This window comes from Xanthomonas sp. AC360, from assembly GCF_979258225.1.
This window is the reverse complement of the sequence record NZ_OZ409846.1, coordinates 3,173,917-3,189,203: the sequence shown is the minus strand read 5'-3', so window position 1 is coordinate 3,189,203 and position 15,287 is coordinate 3,173,917. Positions and strand designations below refer to the sequence as shown.

The following is a 15,287-nucleotide window of genomic DNA, read 5'->3' as shown; positions in this document are numbered from 1 at the left end:
ACACCTACTCCTCGTTAAAACGCGTTGAGTCCCGTCAGCGCACGTCCCACCACCAGCTGATGCACGGTTTCGGTGCCCTCGTAAGTAATCACCGATTCCAGGTTGAGCGCATGCCGGATCGCCACATGTTCGGTGGTGATGCCGGCCGCCCCCAGCAGGTCGCGACATTCGCGTGCCACGTCCAGCGCCATGCGGCAATTATTCCACTTTGCCAGCGAGATCTGTTCCGGCCGCAACGTCCCGGCCTCCTTCAAACGGCCAAGCTGCAGCGCCAGCAGCTGTGCGGTGGAGATCCGTCGCGCCATGTCGGCCAGCTTGATCTGCGCGCTCTGGGTGGCCGCCAGCGGCCGGCCGAACAGGATGCGCTCGCCCGCGTAGGCCAGCGCCTCGCGCAGGCAGGCCACCGCTGCACCGATGGCGCCCCAGGCAATGCCGTAACGCGCCTGGTTGAGGCAGCTCAACGGCGCCTTCAACCCGGCCGCGTTCGGCAGGCGCATCTGCTCGGGCACGAACACGTTGTCCAGGAACAGCGCCGAAGTGACCGATGCGCGCAGGCTCATCTTGTGGGTGATGTCCTGCGCACTGAACCCGGGGCTGTCGGTGTCGACCAGAAAGCCGCACACGCCATCGTCGGTGTGCGCCCAGATGATGGCCAGGCTGGCGATGCTGCCGTTGGTGATCCACATCTTGGCGCCGTTCAAGCGCCAGCCGTCGCCATCGCGCACCGCACGGGTGGTCATCGCCGCCGGGTCCGAGCCGCCCTGCGCCTCGCTCAGGCCGAAGCAGCCGATCACCCAGCCGGCGGCCATCTCCGGCAACCAGCGTTGGCGTTGCGCGTCGCTGCCATAGGCATGGATGGGATACATGCACAGCGAGGACTGCACGCTGACGAAGCTACGCAAACCGCTGTCGCCACGCTCCAGTTCCTGGCAAATCAACCCGTAGGACACCGCCCCCAGACCCGCACCGCCATCGCCGACCGGCAGGCTGGCGCCGAGCAATCCCAACTGCGCCAGTTCCGGCACCCATTCGCGTGGGAACCGCCCCGCATCGAAGGCATCGCCGATCGCCGGCAGTACCCGGGCATCGGTAAAACGCGCGACGGCATCCTGCACCGCCCGCTCCTCGTCGGTCAGCAGCGCTCGTACATCGAACAGATCATCGGGACGCACCGGCATGCTGGTTTCCACCACAGGAGAGGCGGCGATTATCTGCCAGTTCCCGGCTCAGCACCGTGGTGTGCGTGCGGTAGCTCGCTGGGCTGAAACGAAAAGAGCCGGCAATGCCGGCTCTCTCGTTGCAGTGATGTCGATCCTTGCGGATTACTGACGGCTGCTCACCGCGTCCTGACGGACGCCGGGATCGCCCGCCGTCGAGGCGGTCTGAGTCACCAGCTGACCATCGACCACGGCCAGACGATCGCTCGCCGGCTTGTCGTTCATCCGCACGGTCTTTTCGAAACCGTCGTAGCGGTAGGTCACGTCGTAGGCCACCACGTTGTCGGCATCGCCCAGCGAAATGCGCTCGCCCGGCTTGCTGTCCATACGCATGGTGCCAGTGGTGCCGTCGGCATTGCGGTAGGTCACGTCGTAGCCCACCACACGCGACGAGCTCGAATTGGCGTTTTCGGTGTGGCACTGGCGCTCGGTGCGATCCACCACGCGGCCACCGACATGGTTGCGGTCCACACGATTGCCGACCATGCCACCACCGACAGCGCCGGCAACGGTCGCCAGCTTGCGGCCATTGCCGCCACCCACCTGGTTGCCCAGCAGGCCACCGATGACGGCGCCTGCGACGGTGCCGCCGACGTTGCCATCGCGCTCGGGCAGACGTTCCTGCACCACCACGTCGCGGCATACTTCGCGCGGCGAGGAACTGGTGGTGGTTTCGCGGATTGCGGCGCTGTTGACGACCTGCGCGTACTGCGGCTCACGCTGGGTGATCGGTGCGACCTTGACCACGTCGGCGTATTCCAGACCGCGCGGCGCCGGCTGGCCGTTGGCGACGAAGTCGCCCGATGACGGACGGTTATTCATGAAGGCGGCAGTGGCCACGCCTCCTACCAGCAAGGCACCGGCAGCGACCAGTATAGTTGTCGTGTTGCTCTTCATGACCAGCTCCCTGCGGACGTGCCGCGTTGTTGACGGCGTGATTCCAGCACGTGAACCCTGAACGAAAACGCCCTCGCTCATGAACGCCGCGATTAAGTTCAGCTAGCGGTTACTTCATGCACTTCTAACAGCCGGAGCTCCCGCATGCGAAATCCTCTGACCGCACGTGCCCTGGACTGGGCGGCCAAGCTGCGCTACCCCACGCTGTTCAAGCTAGCTGCTGCGTTGTTTTTGGTCGATGTAGCGATGCCCGACCCAGTCCCGTTGTTGGACGAACTGCTGTTCGGCCTGAGCACGCTGCTGCTGGCGAACTGGAAAACCCGCAAGGCGCCGCTGCCGGCACCGGTGCGCCGCGACTGATGGAGTTGATCGACAGCCATTGCCATCTGGACGCCAGCGAATTCGACCACGACCGCGCTGCGGTGGTTGCCCGCGCGCGCGCGGCCGGCGTCGTGCAACAAGTAGTGCCGGCGATCACCGCGGCCAGCTGGCCGAACCTGCGCGCAGTGTGCACGCAGGCTCCGGGCCTGCATCCGGCCTATGGCCTGCATCCGATCTTTCTCGATCAGCACCGCCCCGAGCACCTGGAACTGCTGGCCGAGTGGATCGAACGCGAGCGCCCCTGCGCGATCGGCGAATGCGGGCTGGATTTCTATCTGGAGGGCCTGGACGCGCAAGCCCAGCGCGACTACTTCGATGGGCAATTGCGCCTGGCCAAACGCTTCGACCTGCCGCTGATCGTGCACGCGCGCCGCGCCACCGAAGAAGTCATCGCGCGCATCAAGGCCATTGGCGGCCTGCGCGGCGTGGTGCACAGCTTTGCCGGCAGCCCCGAGCAGGCGCAGCAGTTGTGGAAGCTGGATTTCATGATCGGCCTGGGCGGCCCGGTCACCTACCCACGCGCCAATCGCCTGCGCGGCCTGGCTGCAACCATGCCATTGCAGCACCTGCTGCTGGAAACCGACGCACCCGATCAACCCGATGCCAGCATCCGTGGTGAGCGCAACGAGCCGGCCGCTCTGCGCACGGTGTTGGCGTGCATCGCGCAGCTGCGCGGCGAAGACGCCGACCACATCGCCACACAAACCACGGCCAACGCGCGCGCCCTGTTCGGCTTGCCGGGCTGACAGGCCAGCTGCCGCCGCAGCGCGCGCGTGCAGTTATGGCGACGCGGCAGCAACCTCGGCTAGCGGCTTGGACGCAGCGGCCTTGGGCTTGAGCAACATCTCCAGCGCCTTGCCCACCGCCACAAACGCGAACGTGCCGGTGATATGCGTGGCCGCGCCCAGCCCGGCACCGCAATCCAGCTTGAGCGTGGCATCGGCATCGAGCTGTGGGCGAATGCCGCACACGCTGCCGTCGGCCTGCGGGTATTTGACGTTTTCCAGCGAGTACACCGCCGGCACGCCGAAATAGCGCTGCGCATTCTTGGGGAAATTGAAATCGCTACGCAGCTTCTTGCGGATCAGCGCCAGCATCGCATCGTGTTCGGTGCGCGAGACATCGCGCACGCGCACCAGGGTGGGATCGGTGCGCCCGCCGGCGGCGCCCACGGTCAGCAGCGGCAGCTTGCGACGGCGGCACCAGGCGATGGTCTCCACCTTGACCCGGAAACTGTCGCAGGCATCGATCACCAGATCCAGGCCATCGCCCAGCAGCGTTTCGATATTGCCGGTGGTAAGAAACGCCTCCACCGCATCGACCTCGATCTCCGGGTTGATCGCGACGCAGCGCTCGGCCATGGCCCGCGCCTTGTTGCGCCCGTACTGCCCGGCCAGCGCCGGCAATTGCCGATTGGTGTTGGACACGCACAGGTCGTCGGCATCGATCAGGCGCAGATGCCCGACGCCGGTCCGTGCCAACGCCTCCACCACCCACGAGCCCACCCCGCCCATGCCGACCACTGCCACGCGGCAGGCGGACAGCCGCTCCACCGTGCCGACTCCATACAGCCGGTCGATACCGGCAAAGCGTTCACGCCATTGTGCTTTCATCGGCCTATTTTACGCGCGCCACCTCCCGCGCGTCCGCCCCATCGCACGCCTTCCTGCCGGAGCAGCTCGCCATGTCCGCCACACCTCCCAACCAATCCCGCGCAGCCCGTTACGCCTTCATGCTGGTGCTGGGTGTGTTGATCGGGCTGATCACAACCGTGATGGTGGCGCGCGTGCTGCAGGCGCGGCGCGACCCGGTACCCGACAGCCTGATGCACGTGCTGGACTACCAATTGCGCGCGTTGCAGCCGCCGCCGGGCGCCGTCTGCACACCCGCGCAGCAACTGGCGCGGCTGCAATCGCTGCGCTTGCTTGCCAACGAACTGGAACCGGCATTTCCACAGATCGGCGAAGACCGCCGCTTCGGCGAACATGCCCAGGCACTGCGTGTCGCGCTGGAGCAGGCGCAGCGCAGCGCGCCGTCCAGCTGCGCCGCGTTCGTGCCGATCAAACAGCAGATTTCAGAGGCCTGCGAGGCGTGTCACCGCGACTTTCGATGAGGTTGGATGAAGGCGGCGCTCGGGCTTCGTTAAGCCTGGAGTGATCCAGTTGGCAGACCGTTCACCTGGACCAACACAGGATGACGTCGCCGCGGCCCTGACCGCCTTCAGAACCCTCCGGAGATATCTCATGAAGACCCGACTGCTTGTTATTGGCCTGGCTGCAACCGCGACACTGGTCGGCTGCGCCACGTCCCAGCCCCAGTACGGCAGCTATCGCGGCGACCGCGGCTACGACCAGGGCTATTCCCAGCCGGCGCCGCGTTGCGTGGATTGCGGCATCGTGACCCGTATCGATGAAGTCGGCCCCACCCGCTCCGCCCCCACTGGCACTGGCGCAGTGCTCGGCGGCATCGTCGGCGCAGTGGCCGGCCGTCAGATCTCCAAGGAAACCGGCGGCAGCAAGGGCAACAAGAATGTGTCGGCCGTGGCCGGTGCCGCCGCCGGCGCACTGGCGGGCAACGCCATCCAGAACAACGTCACCAGCGACAGCTTCGACGTGCAGGTGCGCATGGACGATGGCCGCGTGGTCGTGGTGAACCAGCGCGACCTGGCCGGCGTGCGCGAAAACGCCTACGTGCGGGTGGTCAACGGCAAGGTGGTGCTGCGCTAAGCAGCGGCTGCCGCCAACGTGCAGACAACAAAAAGGCCCGGTAACGGGCCTTTTTGCTGGGCGCGTGATGTGTTACCCCCCGGTGTCGTGGCTCAGACCAGCTGCACCGCATCGGCCTGCAGGCCTTTTTGACCTTGCACGACGGTAAAACTGACCTTCTGCCCTTCCTTGAGACTCTTGAAGCCCTGGATCTGGATGGCGCGGAAATGGACGAAGACGTCTTCGCCGTTTTCGCGACTGATGAATCCAAAGCCCTTGGCATCGTTGAACCACTTCACGACACCATTCTCGCGTTCGATATTGGACATCTCGACTGACTCCCTACGACACTGTGATGGACTGGCGGTGGCGGCTGTGATTGCAAGGAGGAAGCGAGGTACAAGGATGTAGCGGATCGGGCGATCTACCGCATCAGGCCACGATTCACGGTGACCTTTGCAAACAGCAGCGGCTGCAACTTAACCCGCACAAAACCAATTTTCAAGCATCCCTTGCGTATTCTTGCAAAGCCTGAAATAGGACATTTCTAAACCATCATGGACACGACTGTCGTTTATTACGTGCTGGCTGGCGTGCTGGTGCTGGTGGGCCTTGCCGGCGTCATCCTGCCCGCGCTGCCGGGCTTGCCACTGGTCTTTGCCGGGCTGCTGGTGGCCGCCTGGGCCGACGGGTTCACCCATGTCGGTTGGGTCGCGCTGGTGATCCTCGGGTTGATCACCGCGCTGTCTTTTGTCATCGACTTCCTGGCCACCCTGTACGGCGCGCAGCGCGTGGGGGCCAGCAAGATGGCGATGTGGGGCTCGGTGATCGGCGCCATCGCCGGTATTTTCTTCATGCCGATCGGCTTGTTCGTCGGCCCGTTTGCCGGCGCGTGGCTGGGCGAGTACTACCAGACCCGCAAGACCGGCCAGGCCACCAAGGTGGGCTTTGGCACCTGGGTTGGGATCATGCTGGGCACGGCCACCAAGCTGGCGCTGGGCCTGTGCATGCTGGGCGTGTTTGCGATCGCCTGGTTCTTCTAACGCAGCAGTTAAAGCTCCCAAGCCGTCGCGGCCACCGTCGCTCCAAGCGTGCAGAACGCGCAGCAGCAGCGACCTGGCTAGCGTCGCGACACCTGTTTAGTCGACCCGCCGCAGATGTTATGCCGCCGTGTACACATCGCGTATGCAGACGCGACCGTTAAGCTACGCGCCTGACGCGCCTGCCTGGCGCCTACACTCGGCCAGACTGCCCATGTCCAAGCACCGCACCCGTCCCCTGATGCTGATCGCCCTGGCCGCCGCGCCGCTGGCGCATGGGCAGGAAATCGCTCCGCAACCCGCATCGCCGCAGGCCTGCACGTCCGTGACCTCGGATGCGGCGCGTCTGGCGTGTTACGACCAGGCGCTGGGCTACACCCCGCAGGCGGTGCAGGAGGCAGATGCCGCAGCGCAATTGGCCAAGCAGGCCGCCAAGGCGGAAGACAGCCCCAAGAGCAGCCGTATGGGCGATTTCTTTCGCGCCGACGTCCAGGAGCAGCCGAAGGAAGAAGCGGTCGCCAATGCCGGCCGCGGCTCGCTGCTGGATCGCCGCTGGGAACTGGCCAAGGACTCCAAACTGGGCACGTTTCAGCTGCGTGGCTATAAGCCGGTCTATCTGCTGCCGGCGTTCTGGACCAGCGACACCAACCGCACCCCGCAATCGCCGAATCCGGCCAACTCGGTCAGCACGCCGCAGCAGCTGGACAGCGCCGAGCTGAAGTTCCAGCTGAGCTTCAAGACCAAGGTGGTCGAAGACCTGTTCGGCGACAACGGCGACATCTGGATGGGCTACACCCAGAGTTCGCGGTGGCAGGCCTACAACTCCGATGCATCGCGCCCGTTCCGCGAGACCAATTACGAGCCGGAAGCGATGCTGGTGTTTCGCAACAACTACAGCCTGTTCGGCTGGAAGGGCCGCATGAGCGGCATCAGCCTCAACCACATGTCCAACGGCCGCGAAGATCCGCTGTCGCGTTCCTGGAACCGGGTGATCCTCAACATCGGTCTGGATCGCGAAAACTGGGCGCTGACATTACGCCCGTGGTTCCGCATCAAGGAAGACCGTGCCGACGACAATAATCCCGACATCGAGGATTACATGGGGCGCGGCGATGCCACCCTGGTCTACAACAAGGATGGGCATGAATTTGCGTTGATCGCGCGGCATTCGCTGCGTGGCGGCGACCGCTCGCATGGCTCGGTGCAGCTGGATTACGGCTTCCCCATCACCAACCTGCTGCGTGGCCATGTGCAGGTGTTCGACGGCTACGGCGAAAGCTTGATCGACTACAACCACAAGGCCACCTATATCGGCCTGGGCGTGTCGTTGCTGGAGTGGTTCTGACGCGTCGATGTCGGGCGGCACGGGTGTAGACACGCACCCGTCGCCTCCTGCGAACGTTGCCGCGCTGGTGCTGCATCGGCGCCGCGTCCACAGAAGATCGCCACAAAAAAGCCGGCATTGCTGCCGGCTTTTTTTATGGCGATGACGATGGCGGTCGGCAGGCGTGTGGAAGATCGCTACTGCCGCTTTTCATGCGCCGACTCAGACGTCGAAGAAATCCACCTTGCCGTCCTTGAGGGTGTAGTAAGCCCCCACGACGCGGCATGCGCCTGCGCTCAGCGGTTCGAGCAAGGCGGGTTCGGAAGCACCGCGCAGGCGGTCGACCGTGCGCTTGACGTTGGCCTTGACCGACGCTGCGAGCAGGTCGTCGCCGCCATTCTTCTTGGCGGTCAGCACGGCCGGGACGATCGGTTCGATCATGGCGCCGATCGCGCCGGGGAAGAACGCGCCCTGCTCCACCACCGACACCGCGGCGGCAACCGCGCCGCAGCTTTCGTGGCCCATCACCACCACCAACGGCACGCCGAGCTGGCTCACCGCATATTCGATCGAACCCAGCGCCGTGGTGTCGACGGTGTTGCCGGCGTTGCGAACGATGAACATCTCGCCCAGGCCGCGACCGAACAGCAACTCCGGCGGCACGCGCGAATCCGAGCACGACACCAGGATGACGAACGGGGTTTGGCCCAGCGCCAGTTCCAAGCGGCGCTTGCCGTCGGAGATCACCTTCTTGGGACGGTTCTGGACAAACGCAGCGTTGCCGTCACGCAGGGTCTGCAACGCCTGCTCGGCATTCAAATCGGTTTTCTTGCTGGGCGCGGCGCGCAACGAAAATGGCAACGACGCGGCGGCCGCGGCCACCGGTGCGCAACATGCGCATTGCAACAGCTTGCGACGGGATACGGACTGCAACATGGTAGAGCCCCTGTTCTCTGGTGTGTCGCGCGATCGTACACCCCAGCGGGCATAACCAAACGGACTCTAGCGGCGCTATCGACGCACCACTTCGCTTTAGCGTGCGCGCCGTGGTCAGGTCCAGTCGGTCAGGCCTTCGCGCCGGTAGGTTTCCTGGAACGCCGGCCGGGCCTTCATCCGCTGCGCATGCGCCTTCAGTGCCGGCCAGGTATCGGTCGCACGCGGCATGTTGCGCGACCAACGCATCAACATGGTCAGCATGAAATCGGCGGCCGACACCGTCTGGCCGAGCAGATAGGGCCCGTGTTCCTGCAGATGCGCATCGACCTGGGTCCAGGCCGCTTCCAGTCTGTTGCGTGCCTGGGCCTGCGCCGCATCGGCGTGCGCAGCGCCGGCCGGCTCGTGCGGGTAGAACCAGGCGCGATAGGCCGGCTGCAAGGTATTGGCGCAGAAAAACATCCACTTGTAGTACGCCGCACGCTCGGGCGTGCCGACCGGCGGCGCCAGCCCGGCCTGCGGGTAGAGATCGGCCAGGTGCATGGCGATCGCGGCCGCTTCGGTCAACACCTGACCGTCCAGCACCAGCGTCGGCACCACGCCGGCCGGGTTGAGCGCCAGATAGTCCGGCGCCTTTTGCTCGCCGCGCTCGAAATCCAGCGGATGCAGCACGTGGGCAACGTCCAGTTCGATCAGCAACCAGTGGACGACCAGGGCGGCGGTACTGGGGGTGTGATAAAGCGTAGCGGCCATGCGGGTTCTCGGGTCAGTTGGTACAGGCGCGCAGGCAGGCGAGCTTGCGCGGTTCGCAGCGATTGTCGTCGCTCTGCTGGGTGCAGTCGAAGACTTGCGCCATGCAGTTGGCCCGTTGCGCCGGATTCTGTACGTCGTCGCAGCGCTTTCCACGCGGTGCTGCCCTGCTGCTGCAACTGGACTCGCTGGGTCGGTCGGCGCGGCATTGTCGGGCGCTGCTGTTGCACTGTGCGATGCAGCGATCCGCAGCCGAGGGTCCGTTGAACCGAGTCGCGGTGTCGTTTGTCCTGAGCGACTTGCGCTCTGCGAACGGCACCGGGGCGGCAGGTGGCGGCGCGTAGTTGCGCGAGGGAAACAACACCGTGGGTGCCTTTTGCTGCTGCGCCGCCGAACTCACGCTCAGGCACAACAACAACGCGATACAGACGAGTCGGAGCATTCCTGTTCTCCTTGGGGTACCGGCCAGTGCAGCGAGCATAGCCGGTTCGCGTGGGGCAGCACCGGTCTTCCTCTGTCGAGAGGTCGCAGATGCTCCGCCTCCCGACAGCACCAGACCCTCTGCCGACAACCGCCTCCATCTGCCCGGTTATCTGCAGCAAACAGCAAGACGTGTCATCGCCTCGCCATTCCACATCAAGCCTGACGACCGCACTGGCGTGCACGGTCGTCAGCCGGATGCAGACAGTGCGGAGAAAACACACCCGCGTGTCCGCGTACGTCTTGCACCAACTGGCAGCCCGCCTTGCTGACGGGCTGCGCAGTCGGTACTAAGAGTGGCTAACAAAACGTAGCGAGCAGTCGTCAGGTGGGTGTGGACGGCGCGCTCAGAACCTGAGTGTACGAGTGGTACATGAGGATTCCGAGCACCGGCCGCGCCCGCCTGGCGGCTGCACAGTAGTTTTGTCAGCTGCTCTAATGCGGTTATTCCACCACCACCGGAATCTTGCCGATGCGCGACTGCCACAACCGCGGGCCGGTCTTGTGCACCGATTCGCCGGTGGAATCCACCGCCACGGTGACCGGCATGTCCTTGACCTCGAACTCGTAGATCGCTTCCATGCCGAGGTCTTCGAACGCCAGCACGCGCGCGGCCTTGATCGCCTTGGACACCAGATACGCCGAGCCGCCGACCGCCATCAGGTACACGGCCTTGTTGTCGCGGATCGCATCGATGGCCGCATCGCCGCGCTCGGACTTGCCGACCATGCCGAGCAGGCCGGTTTGTTCCAGCATCTGGCGAGTGAACTTGTCCATGCGGGTGGCAGTGGTCGGGCCGGCCGGACCGACCACTTCATCGCGCACCGGGTCGACCGGGCCGACGTAATAGATAAAGCGGTTGGTGAAGTCGACCGGCAGCGTTTCGCCGCGATTGAGCATGTCGATCATGCGCTTGTGCGCGGCGTCGCGGCCGGTCAGCAGCTTGCCGTTGAGCAGAACCACTTCGCCCGGCTTGAAGCTGGCGACTTCTTCGCGGGTGATGGTGTCCAGATTCACCCGGCGCGCGTTGGTCGGGTTGTAAGTGAGCTTGGGCCAGTCTTCCAGCGACGGCGGGTCCAGCATCACCGGGCCGCTGCCGTCCAGGGTGAAATGCGCGTGGCGGGTGGCGGCGCAGTTGGGAATCAACGCCACCGGCAAGTTCGCGGCGTGGGTGGGATAGTCCTTGACCTTGATGTCGAGCACCGTGGTCAGGCCGCCCAGGCCCTGCGCGCCGATTCCGAGCGCATTGACCTTTTCGTACAGCTCCAGACGCAGTTCTTCGGCACGATTGGAGGCGCCACGCGCCTGCAGGTCGACGATGTCGATCGGCTCCATCAGCGCTTCTTTCGCCAGCAGCATCGCCTTTTCGGCAGTGCCGCCGATGCCGATGCCGAGCATGCCCGGCGGGCACCAGCCGGCGCCCATGGTCGGCACGGTCTTGAGCACCCAATCGACGATGGAATCGGACGGGTTGAGCATGGCGAACTTGCTCTTGGCCTCCGAGCCGCCGCCCTTGGCCGCGACGATCACGTCCAGATGGTCGCCCGGAACGATCTTGGTGTTGACCACTGCCGGCGTATTGTCTTTGGTATTGGCGCGCTTGCCGGCCGGATCGGCCAGCACGCTGGCGCGCAACTTGTTGTCCGGATGGTTGTAGGCGCGGCGCACGCCTTCGTTGACCATGTCTTCCACGCCCATGGTCGCGTCGTCCCAACGCACGTTCATGCCGATTTCCAGGAACACGGTGACGATGCCGGTGTCCTGGCAGATCGGGCGGTGGCCCTCGGCGCACATGCGCGAGTTGATCAGGATCTGCGCGATGGCGTCCTTGGCGGCCGGCGATTCTTCGCGCTCGTAGGCGGCGGACAGGTTCTTGATGTAGTCCACCGGGTGGTAGTAGCTGATGTACTGCAGCGCATCGGCGACGGACTGGATGAGGTCTTCCTGCTTGATCGAGGTCACGGCTGGCTCTACGGCTGGCGGGGGCAATCGGCACATTTTAGAGCAAACCGCGGCCGCGGCCGGATGTGGCATCTATTGAAGCGATTGACTGGGGCCTGCGCCGCGCGCCGCCCAGGCGCGGCGGGATGAGTGCGCCACGCTCGCCGGCAACGATGGCGGCTGACGTGCGAGGGCGCAGGGAACGCTGCGACATCGCACGCATGCCGCACCCGGAACACGGGAACGTGCAGAAGACCGAATGGACCTCCAACGGCCGTGCCGCCTGGATAAGCCTCCGGTATTGCCACCAGGCTAGACGAACGCCTGCAGGCCTGTGCCGCCCAACTCGAACCGCACAGGCGGTGGTGCTGTTGTCGCGGATGGCCGAGGCATTGCGTCGAGCGGCAGGTATCCCGGGCCGCTGCGATGCGTGCACGTCCTCCCCGGCGAGCGGCCCAACACTCCGCACCGACGCCGCGCGCGGCACACTAGTGCGATGTCAGCTTCCCGTACCAGCGCCACTGCGCCTGCCGCCCCTCGTACCGGCCCTACCCTGCGCGAGCGCCTGGATGCGCTGCGTAATCTGCCCCCGTTCCTGCGCCAGATCTGGCAGACCAGCCGCTGGTTGAGCGCCAGCAGCATTGGCCTGCGTGTGCTGCGCGCGTTGATGCCGGTGGCCACGCTCTACATCGGCAAGTTGATCATCGACGAGGCGATTCACCTGGTCGGCCAGCCGCCGGCATTCGAGTCCTTTACGCAGGCGCTGAGCAGCGGGCGCTTGAACCGCTTGCTGGAATTGCTGGCGCTGGAACTGGCGCTGGCGATCGGCTCGGACCTGCTCGGGCGCATGGTCGGTTACGCCGATGCGCTGTTGTCTGAGCTGTTCAACAACGCTGCCAGCGTGCGGCTGATGGAGCATGCCGCGCAACTGGATCTGGAGGATTTCGAAGACCCCGACCGCCAGGACAAGCTGGATCGCGCGCGGCGTCAGACCATGAACCGCATGAACCTGATGAGCCAGTTGTTCGGCCAGGTGCAGGATGCGATCACCGTGATCAGCCTGGCGGTGGGCCTGGTGGTGTATGCGCCGTGGTTGATCGTGTTGCTGGCGGTGGCGCTGATCCCGGCCTTCATCGGCGAGGCGCACTTCAATGCGCTGGGCTATTCGCTCAACTTCCAGTGGACGCCGGAGCGCCGCCAGCTCGACTACCTGCGCCAGGTCGGCGCCAGCGTGGAGACTGCAAAAGAAGTCAAAATCCTCAACCTGCACCGCTTCTTGATCGCGCGTTATCGCCGCCTGGCCGACAAGTTCTTCCAGGCCAATCGCGCACTGGCGCGCAAGCGTGCGTCGTGGGGTGCGTTGCTGGCGGCGCTGGGTACGCTGGGCTACTACATGGCCTACGGCTATATCGCCTGGCGCACGGTGCGCGGTGATTTCAGCATCGGCGACCTGACCTTTCTGGCCGGCAGTTTCCTGCGTCTGCGTCAGTTGCTGGAAGGCCTGTTGATCGGGTTTTCGCAGGTTGCCGGCCAGGCCTTGTATCTGGACGATCTGTATTCGTTCTTCAACATCGTGCCGGAAATCCGCTCGCGCCCCAACGCCTTGCCGGTGCCGCGGCCGATTCGCCAGGGTTTTGTGTTCCAGGATGTGGGCTTCCGTTATCCGGACGCCGAGACGTGGACGGTGCGGCATCTGGATTTCGAACTGCGCGCCGGCGAAGTGCTGGCCCTGGTTGGCGAAAACGGCGCCGGCAAGACCACCCTGGTCAAGCTGCTGGCGCGGCTGTACGACCCCGACGAAGGCCGCATCCTGCTCGATGGGCAGGACCTGCGCGACTACGATCTGGACGATCTGCGCGCCAACTTGGGCGTGATCTTTCAGGACTTTGTGCGCTACCACCTGAGCGTGGGCGAGAACATCGGCGTGGGCCAGGTCGATGCGATGGACGATGCGCCGCGCATCCAGGCCGCTGCGCAGCGTGCAATGGCTGGCGAGCTCATCGACAACCTGCCCGATGGCTACGATCAATTGATCGGCCGCCGCTTCAAGAACAGCGTGGATCTGTCCGGCGGGCAATGGCAGAAAATCGCCATCGCACGCGCCTACATGCGCGATGCGCAGCTGATGATCCTGGACGAACCCACCGCCGCGCTGGATGCGCGCAGCGAGTTCGAGGTGTTCCAGCGCTTCAAGGAGCTCTCCGACAACCGCACCGCGGTGCTGATCTCGCACCGCTTCTCCAGCGTGCGCATGGCCGACCGCATTCTGGTGCTGGCCGACGGGCGCATCGAAGCCAACGGCACCCATGCGGAACTGATGGCGCAGGGCGGGCGCTATGCGGAGCTGTTCGAGCTGCAGGCGGCGGGGTATCGGTGAGGCCGGGAATGGGGAATCGGGAATGGGGAATCGTTAGAAGCGGCGTCGCGGCGGCTGACAGGTACTGAGCCTCCCGATCCTGCAGAGGCCCCAGATCTCGCGGCCCTGCATCCCATTCCCGATTCCCGATTCTCCATTCCCGCCAAATGAGAGTTCATCTCATTTGGCCAGCTTGAGGTAGAATTGCCGGGTATTCCTCCCACGACACTAAACCGGTATGTCTTCCGCTTTCGGCGCCGAAACGGTGCTTGAGGTCCGTCATTGGACCGATGCCTACTTCAGCTTCACCACGACCCGCGATGCTGGTTTCCGCTTCGAAAACGGCCAGTTCGTGATGATCGGGCTGGAAACCGAAACCCGGCCGTTGCTGCGCGCGTATTCGATCGCCAGCGCCAACTGGGAAGAGCATCTGGAGTTCTTCAGCATCAAGGTGCCGGATGGCCCGCTGACCTCGCGGCTGCAGCACATCCAACCGGGCGACAAGGTGCTGGTCGGCAAGAAACCCACCGGCACGCTGCTGATCAGCGACCTGCATCCGGGTCGCAATCTGTATTTGCTGGGCACCGGCACCGGCCTGGCGCCGTGGCTGTCGATCATCAAGGACCCGGAAACCTACGAGCGCTTCGACAAGGTGATCCTCACCCAGGGCGTGCGCTTCGTGCAGGATCTGGCCTATCGCGACTACTTCGAGCGCGAGCTGCCGCAGCACGAATTCCTCGGCGATCTGCTGCGCGAAAAACTGCTGTATTACCCGGCAGTCACCCGTGAAGCGTTTGCCAATCAGGGCCGCCTGACCGAGCTGATGGCCGATGGCCGCATGCAGCAGACGCTGGGCCTGCCGACCCTGGACCCGGCCAACGACCGCTTCATGATCTGCGGCAGCCCGCAGATGCTGGCCGACCTGCGCACGTTGCTGGACGCACGCGGTTTCCAGACCTCGCCACGCATCGGCACCCCGGGGCATTACGTGTTCGAGCGCGCCTTCGTCGAGAAGTGAGGCAACGCGCGGGCATATCGCTACTGCACCGTCGTAGGAGCGCACCTGGGCGCGACGAAGCGTTCCCGGTACAGCCTCATCCCCGGTAACGCCTTGCATTTTCGGTAACGCCTCGTCGCGCCCGGGTGCGCTCCTACGATCCAGCCGCATCTAAGATTGGGCGGGCGACTGCGATGTCACGCGCCCAGCGCACGCTCGATGTGGGCGGCCAGAGCCTCCGGCTTGGTGGTGGTGCGTAAGGTGTT

The 15,287-nt window shown here is 64.8% G+C and carries 17 protein-coding genes and 1 other RNA gene; 9 read left to right on the top strand and 9 right to left on the bottom strand.

The genetic code is table 11. From position 1 onward, the window contains the following. Positions 1 to 14: 14 nt before the first annotated feature. Entirely contained in the window at positions 15 to 1,190 is a 1,176-nt protein-coding gene (locus tag ACZZ0O_RS13815) for an acyl-CoA dehydrogenase family protein (RefSeq protein ID WP_463591038.1), read from the bottom strand. On the opposite strand from ACZZ0O_RS13815, the gene ACZZ0O_RS13810 reads away from it, so the two are divergent. After that, the gene (locus ACZZ0O_RS13810; protein WP_463592557.1) at positions 1,177 to 1,329 is read left to right on the top strand and encodes a hypothetical protein; all 153 of its coding nucleotides are present in this window, start codon (positions 1,177 to 1,179) and stop codon (positions 1,327 to 1,329) included. The genes ACZZ0O_RS13815 and ACZZ0O_RS13810 overlap by 14 nt on opposite strands. On the opposite strand, the gene ACZZ0O_RS13805 is transcribed toward ACZZ0O_RS13810, so the two are convergent. Beyond that, entirely contained in the window at positions 1,323 to 2,114 is a 792-nt protein-coding gene (locus ACZZ0O_RS13805; RefSeq protein WP_463591037.1) for a glycine zipper 2TM domain-containing protein, read from the bottom strand. The genes ACZZ0O_RS13810 and ACZZ0O_RS13805 overlap by 7 nt on opposite strands. A 144-nt stretch (positions 2,115 to 2,258) precedes the next feature. Here ACZZ0O_RS13805 and ACZZ0O_RS13800 point away from each other — a divergent pair, with 144 nt between their 5' ends. Together ACZZ0O_RS13800 and ACZZ0O_RS13795 are read left to right on the top strand one after the other, a co-directional pair. Continuing rightward, complete coding sequence (locus ACZZ0O_RS13800) at positions 2,259 to 2,474, top strand: DUF6116 family protein (RefSeq protein WP_463591036.1); 216 nt, start codon at positions 2,259 to 2,261, stop codon at positions 2,472 to 2,474. After that, positions 2,474 to 3,241 carry a TatD family hydrolase gene (locus tag ACZZ0O_RS13795; protein ID WP_463591035.1) on the top strand — a complete coding sequence of 256 codons (768 nt, stop codon included), beginning with the start codon at positions 2,474 to 2,476 and terminating at the stop codon, positions 3,239 to 3,241. The genes ACZZ0O_RS13800 and ACZZ0O_RS13795 overlap by 1 nt, the downstream gene beginning before the upstream one ends. 33 nt (positions 3,242 to 3,274) lie before the next feature. Here the strand turns inward: ACZZ0O_RS13795 and ACZZ0O_RS13790 are convergent, their stop codons facing one another. Further along, positions 3,275 to 4,108 (bottom strand): tRNA threonylcarbamoyladenosine dehydratase, encoded by an 834-nt coding sequence (locus ACZZ0O_RS13790; RefSeq protein WP_323517241.1) that lies wholly within the window; start codon positions 4,106 to 4,108, stop codon positions 3,275 to 3,277. Positions 4,109 to 4,179: 71 nt separating this feature from the next. Here ACZZ0O_RS13790 and ACZZ0O_RS13785 point away from each other — a divergent pair, with 71 nt between their 5' ends. Both ACZZ0O_RS13785 and ACZZ0O_RS13780 read left to right on the top strand, forming a co-directional pair. Then, positions 4,180 to 4,608: a hypothetical protein gene (locus ACZZ0O_RS13785; RefSeq protein ID WP_463591034.1), complete on the top strand. Its 429-nt coding sequence runs from the start codon at positions 4,180 to 4,182 to the stop codon at positions 4,606 to 4,608. A gap of 130 nt (positions 4,609 to 4,738) precedes the next feature. Next, the gene (locus ACZZ0O_RS13780; RefSeq protein WP_055844992.1) at positions 4,739 to 5,221 is read left to right on the top strand and encodes a glycine zipper 2TM domain-containing protein; all 483 of its coding nucleotides are present in this window, start codon (positions 4,739 to 4,741) and stop codon (positions 5,219 to 5,221) included. A 92-nt stretch (positions 5,222 to 5,313) separates the two neighbouring features. Here ACZZ0O_RS13780 and ACZZ0O_RS13775 read toward each other — a convergent pair whose 3' ends face one another. Then, positions 5,314 to 5,529, bottom strand: coding sequence for a cold-shock protein (locus ACZZ0O_RS13775; RefSeq protein WP_055844995.1), 216 nt, complete (start codon positions 5,527 to 5,529; stop codon positions 5,314 to 5,316). A gap of 228 nt (positions 5,530 to 5,757) precedes the next feature. Between ACZZ0O_RS13775 and ACZZ0O_RS13770 the strand changes: the two genes are divergently transcribed. Both ACZZ0O_RS13770 and ACZZ0O_RS13765 read left to right on the top strand, forming a co-directional pair. Continuing rightward, entirely contained in the window at positions 5,758 to 6,243 is a 486-nt protein-coding gene (locus ACZZ0O_RS13770) for a DUF456 domain-containing protein (RefSeq protein ID WP_115512103.1), read from the top strand. 211 nt (positions 6,244 to 6,454) lie between these two features. Then, positions 6,455 to 7,585 (top strand): phospholipase A, encoded by a 1,131-nt coding sequence (locus tag ACZZ0O_RS13765; protein ID WP_463591033.1) that lies wholly within the window; start codon positions 6,455 to 6,457, stop codon positions 7,583 to 7,585. Positions 7,586 to 7,786: 201 nt separating this feature from the next. Here the strand turns inward: ACZZ0O_RS13765 and ACZZ0O_RS13760 are convergent, their stop codons facing one another. From ACZZ0O_RS13760 to ACZZ0O_RS13740, 5 genes are all read right to left on the bottom strand, one after another. Continuing rightward, positions 7,787 to 8,425 (bottom strand): carbonic anhydrase, encoded by a 639-nt coding sequence (locus ACZZ0O_RS13760; protein WP_193552545.1) that lies wholly within the window; start codon positions 8,423 to 8,425, stop codon positions 7,787 to 7,789. Positions 8,426 to 8,614: 189 nt separating this feature from the next. Further along, positions 8,615 to 9,250, bottom strand: a complete 636-nt coding sequence (locus ACZZ0O_RS13755; RefSeq protein WP_463591032.1) for a glutathione S-transferase family protein — start codon at positions 9,248 to 9,250, stop codon at positions 8,615 to 8,617. Between the two features lie 13 nt (positions 9,251 to 9,263). Continuing rightward, a complete protein-coding gene (locus ACZZ0O_RS13750; RefSeq protein WP_463591031.1) occupies positions 9,264 to 9,728 on the bottom strand; it encodes a hypothetical protein in 465 nt (154 codons plus the stop codon). Positions 9,729 to 10,025: 297 nt separating this feature from the next. Beyond that, positions 10,026 to 10,102, bottom strand: a non-coding RNA gene (locus ACZZ0O_RS13745) — sX9 sRNA. A gap of 69 nt (positions 10,103 to 10,171) precedes the next feature. Then, complete coding sequence (locus tag ACZZ0O_RS13740; RefSeq protein WP_055845008.1) at positions 10,172 to 11,689, bottom strand: fumarate hydratase; 1,518 nt, start codon at positions 11,687 to 11,689, stop codon at positions 10,172 to 10,174. Between the two features lie 475 nt (positions 11,690 to 12,164). Here ACZZ0O_RS13740 and ACZZ0O_RS13735 point away from each other — a divergent pair, with 475 nt between their 5' ends. Next, positions 12,165 to 14,045 carry an ABC transporter ATP-binding protein gene (locus tag ACZZ0O_RS13735; protein ID WP_463591030.1) on the top strand — a complete coding sequence of 627 codons (1,881 nt, stop codon included), beginning with the start codon at positions 12,165 to 12,167 and terminating at the stop codon, positions 14,043 to 14,045. A gap of 217 nt (positions 14,046 to 14,262) precedes the next feature. Continuing rightward, positions 14,263 to 15,042, top strand: coding sequence for a ferredoxin--NADP reductase (locus ACZZ0O_RS13730; RefSeq protein WP_005988314.1), 780 nt, complete (start codon positions 14,263 to 14,265; stop codon positions 15,040 to 15,042). Positions 15,043 to 15,287 lie beyond the last annotated feature (245 nt).

Bases quoted from the DNA above. Each gene is read 5' to 3' on its own strand.
- ACZZ0O_RS13780 (WP_055844992.1), top strand. From the start codon at position 4,739: ATGAAGACCCGACTGCTTGTTATTGGCCTGGCTGCAACCGCGACACTG.
- ACZZ0O_RS13735 (WP_463591030.1), top strand. From the start codon at position 12,165: ATGTCAGCTTCCCGTACCAGCGCCACTGCGCCTGCCGCCCCTCGTACC.
- ACZZ0O_RS13770 (WP_115512103.1), top strand. From the start codon at position 5,758: ATGGACACGACTGTCGTTTATTACGTGCTGGCTGGCGTGCTGGTGCTG.
- ACZZ0O_RS13765 (WP_463591033.1), top strand. From the start codon at position 6,455: ATGTCCAAGCACCGCACCCGTCCCCTGATGCTGATCGCCCTGGCCGCC.
- ACZZ0O_RS13805 (WP_463591037.1), bottom strand. From the start codon at position 2,114: ATGAAGAGCAACACGACAACTATACTGGTCGCTGCCGGTGCCTTGCTG.
- ACZZ0O_RS13730 (WP_005988314.1), top strand. From the start codon at position 14,263: ATGTCTTCCGCTTTCGGCGCCGAAACGGTGCTTGAGGTCCGTCATTGG.
- ACZZ0O_RS13800 (WP_463591036.1), top strand. From the start codon at position 2,259: ATGCGAAATCCTCTGACCGCACGTGCCCTGGACTGGGCGGCCAAGCTG.
- ACZZ0O_RS13755 (WP_463591032.1), bottom strand. From the start codon at position 9,250: ATGGCCGCTACGCTTTATCACACCCCCAGTACCGCCGCCCTGGTCGTC.
- ACZZ0O_RS13775 (WP_055844995.1), bottom strand. From the start codon at position 5,529: ATGTCCAATATCGAACGCGAGAATGGTGTCGTGAAGTGGTTCAACGAT.
- ACZZ0O_RS13810 (WP_463592557.1), top strand. From the start codon at position 1,177: ATGCTGGTTTCCACCACAGGAGAGGCGGCGATTATCTGCCAGTTCCCG.
- ACZZ0O_RS13790 (WP_323517241.1), bottom strand. From the start codon at position 4,108: ATGAAAGCACAATGGCGTGAACGCTTTGCCGGTATCGACCGGCTGTAT.
- ACZZ0O_RS13750 (WP_463591031.1), bottom strand. From the start codon at position 9,728: ATGCTCGCTGCACTGGCCGGTACCCCAAGGAGAACAGGAATGCTCCGA.
- ACZZ0O_RS13785 (WP_463591034.1), top strand. From the start codon at position 4,180: ATGTCCGCCACACCTCCCAACCAATCCCGCGCAGCCCGTTACGCCTTC.
- ACZZ0O_RS13795 (WP_463591035.1), top strand. From the start codon at position 2,474: ATGGAGTTGATCGACAGCCATTGCCATCTGGACGCCAGCGAATTCGAC.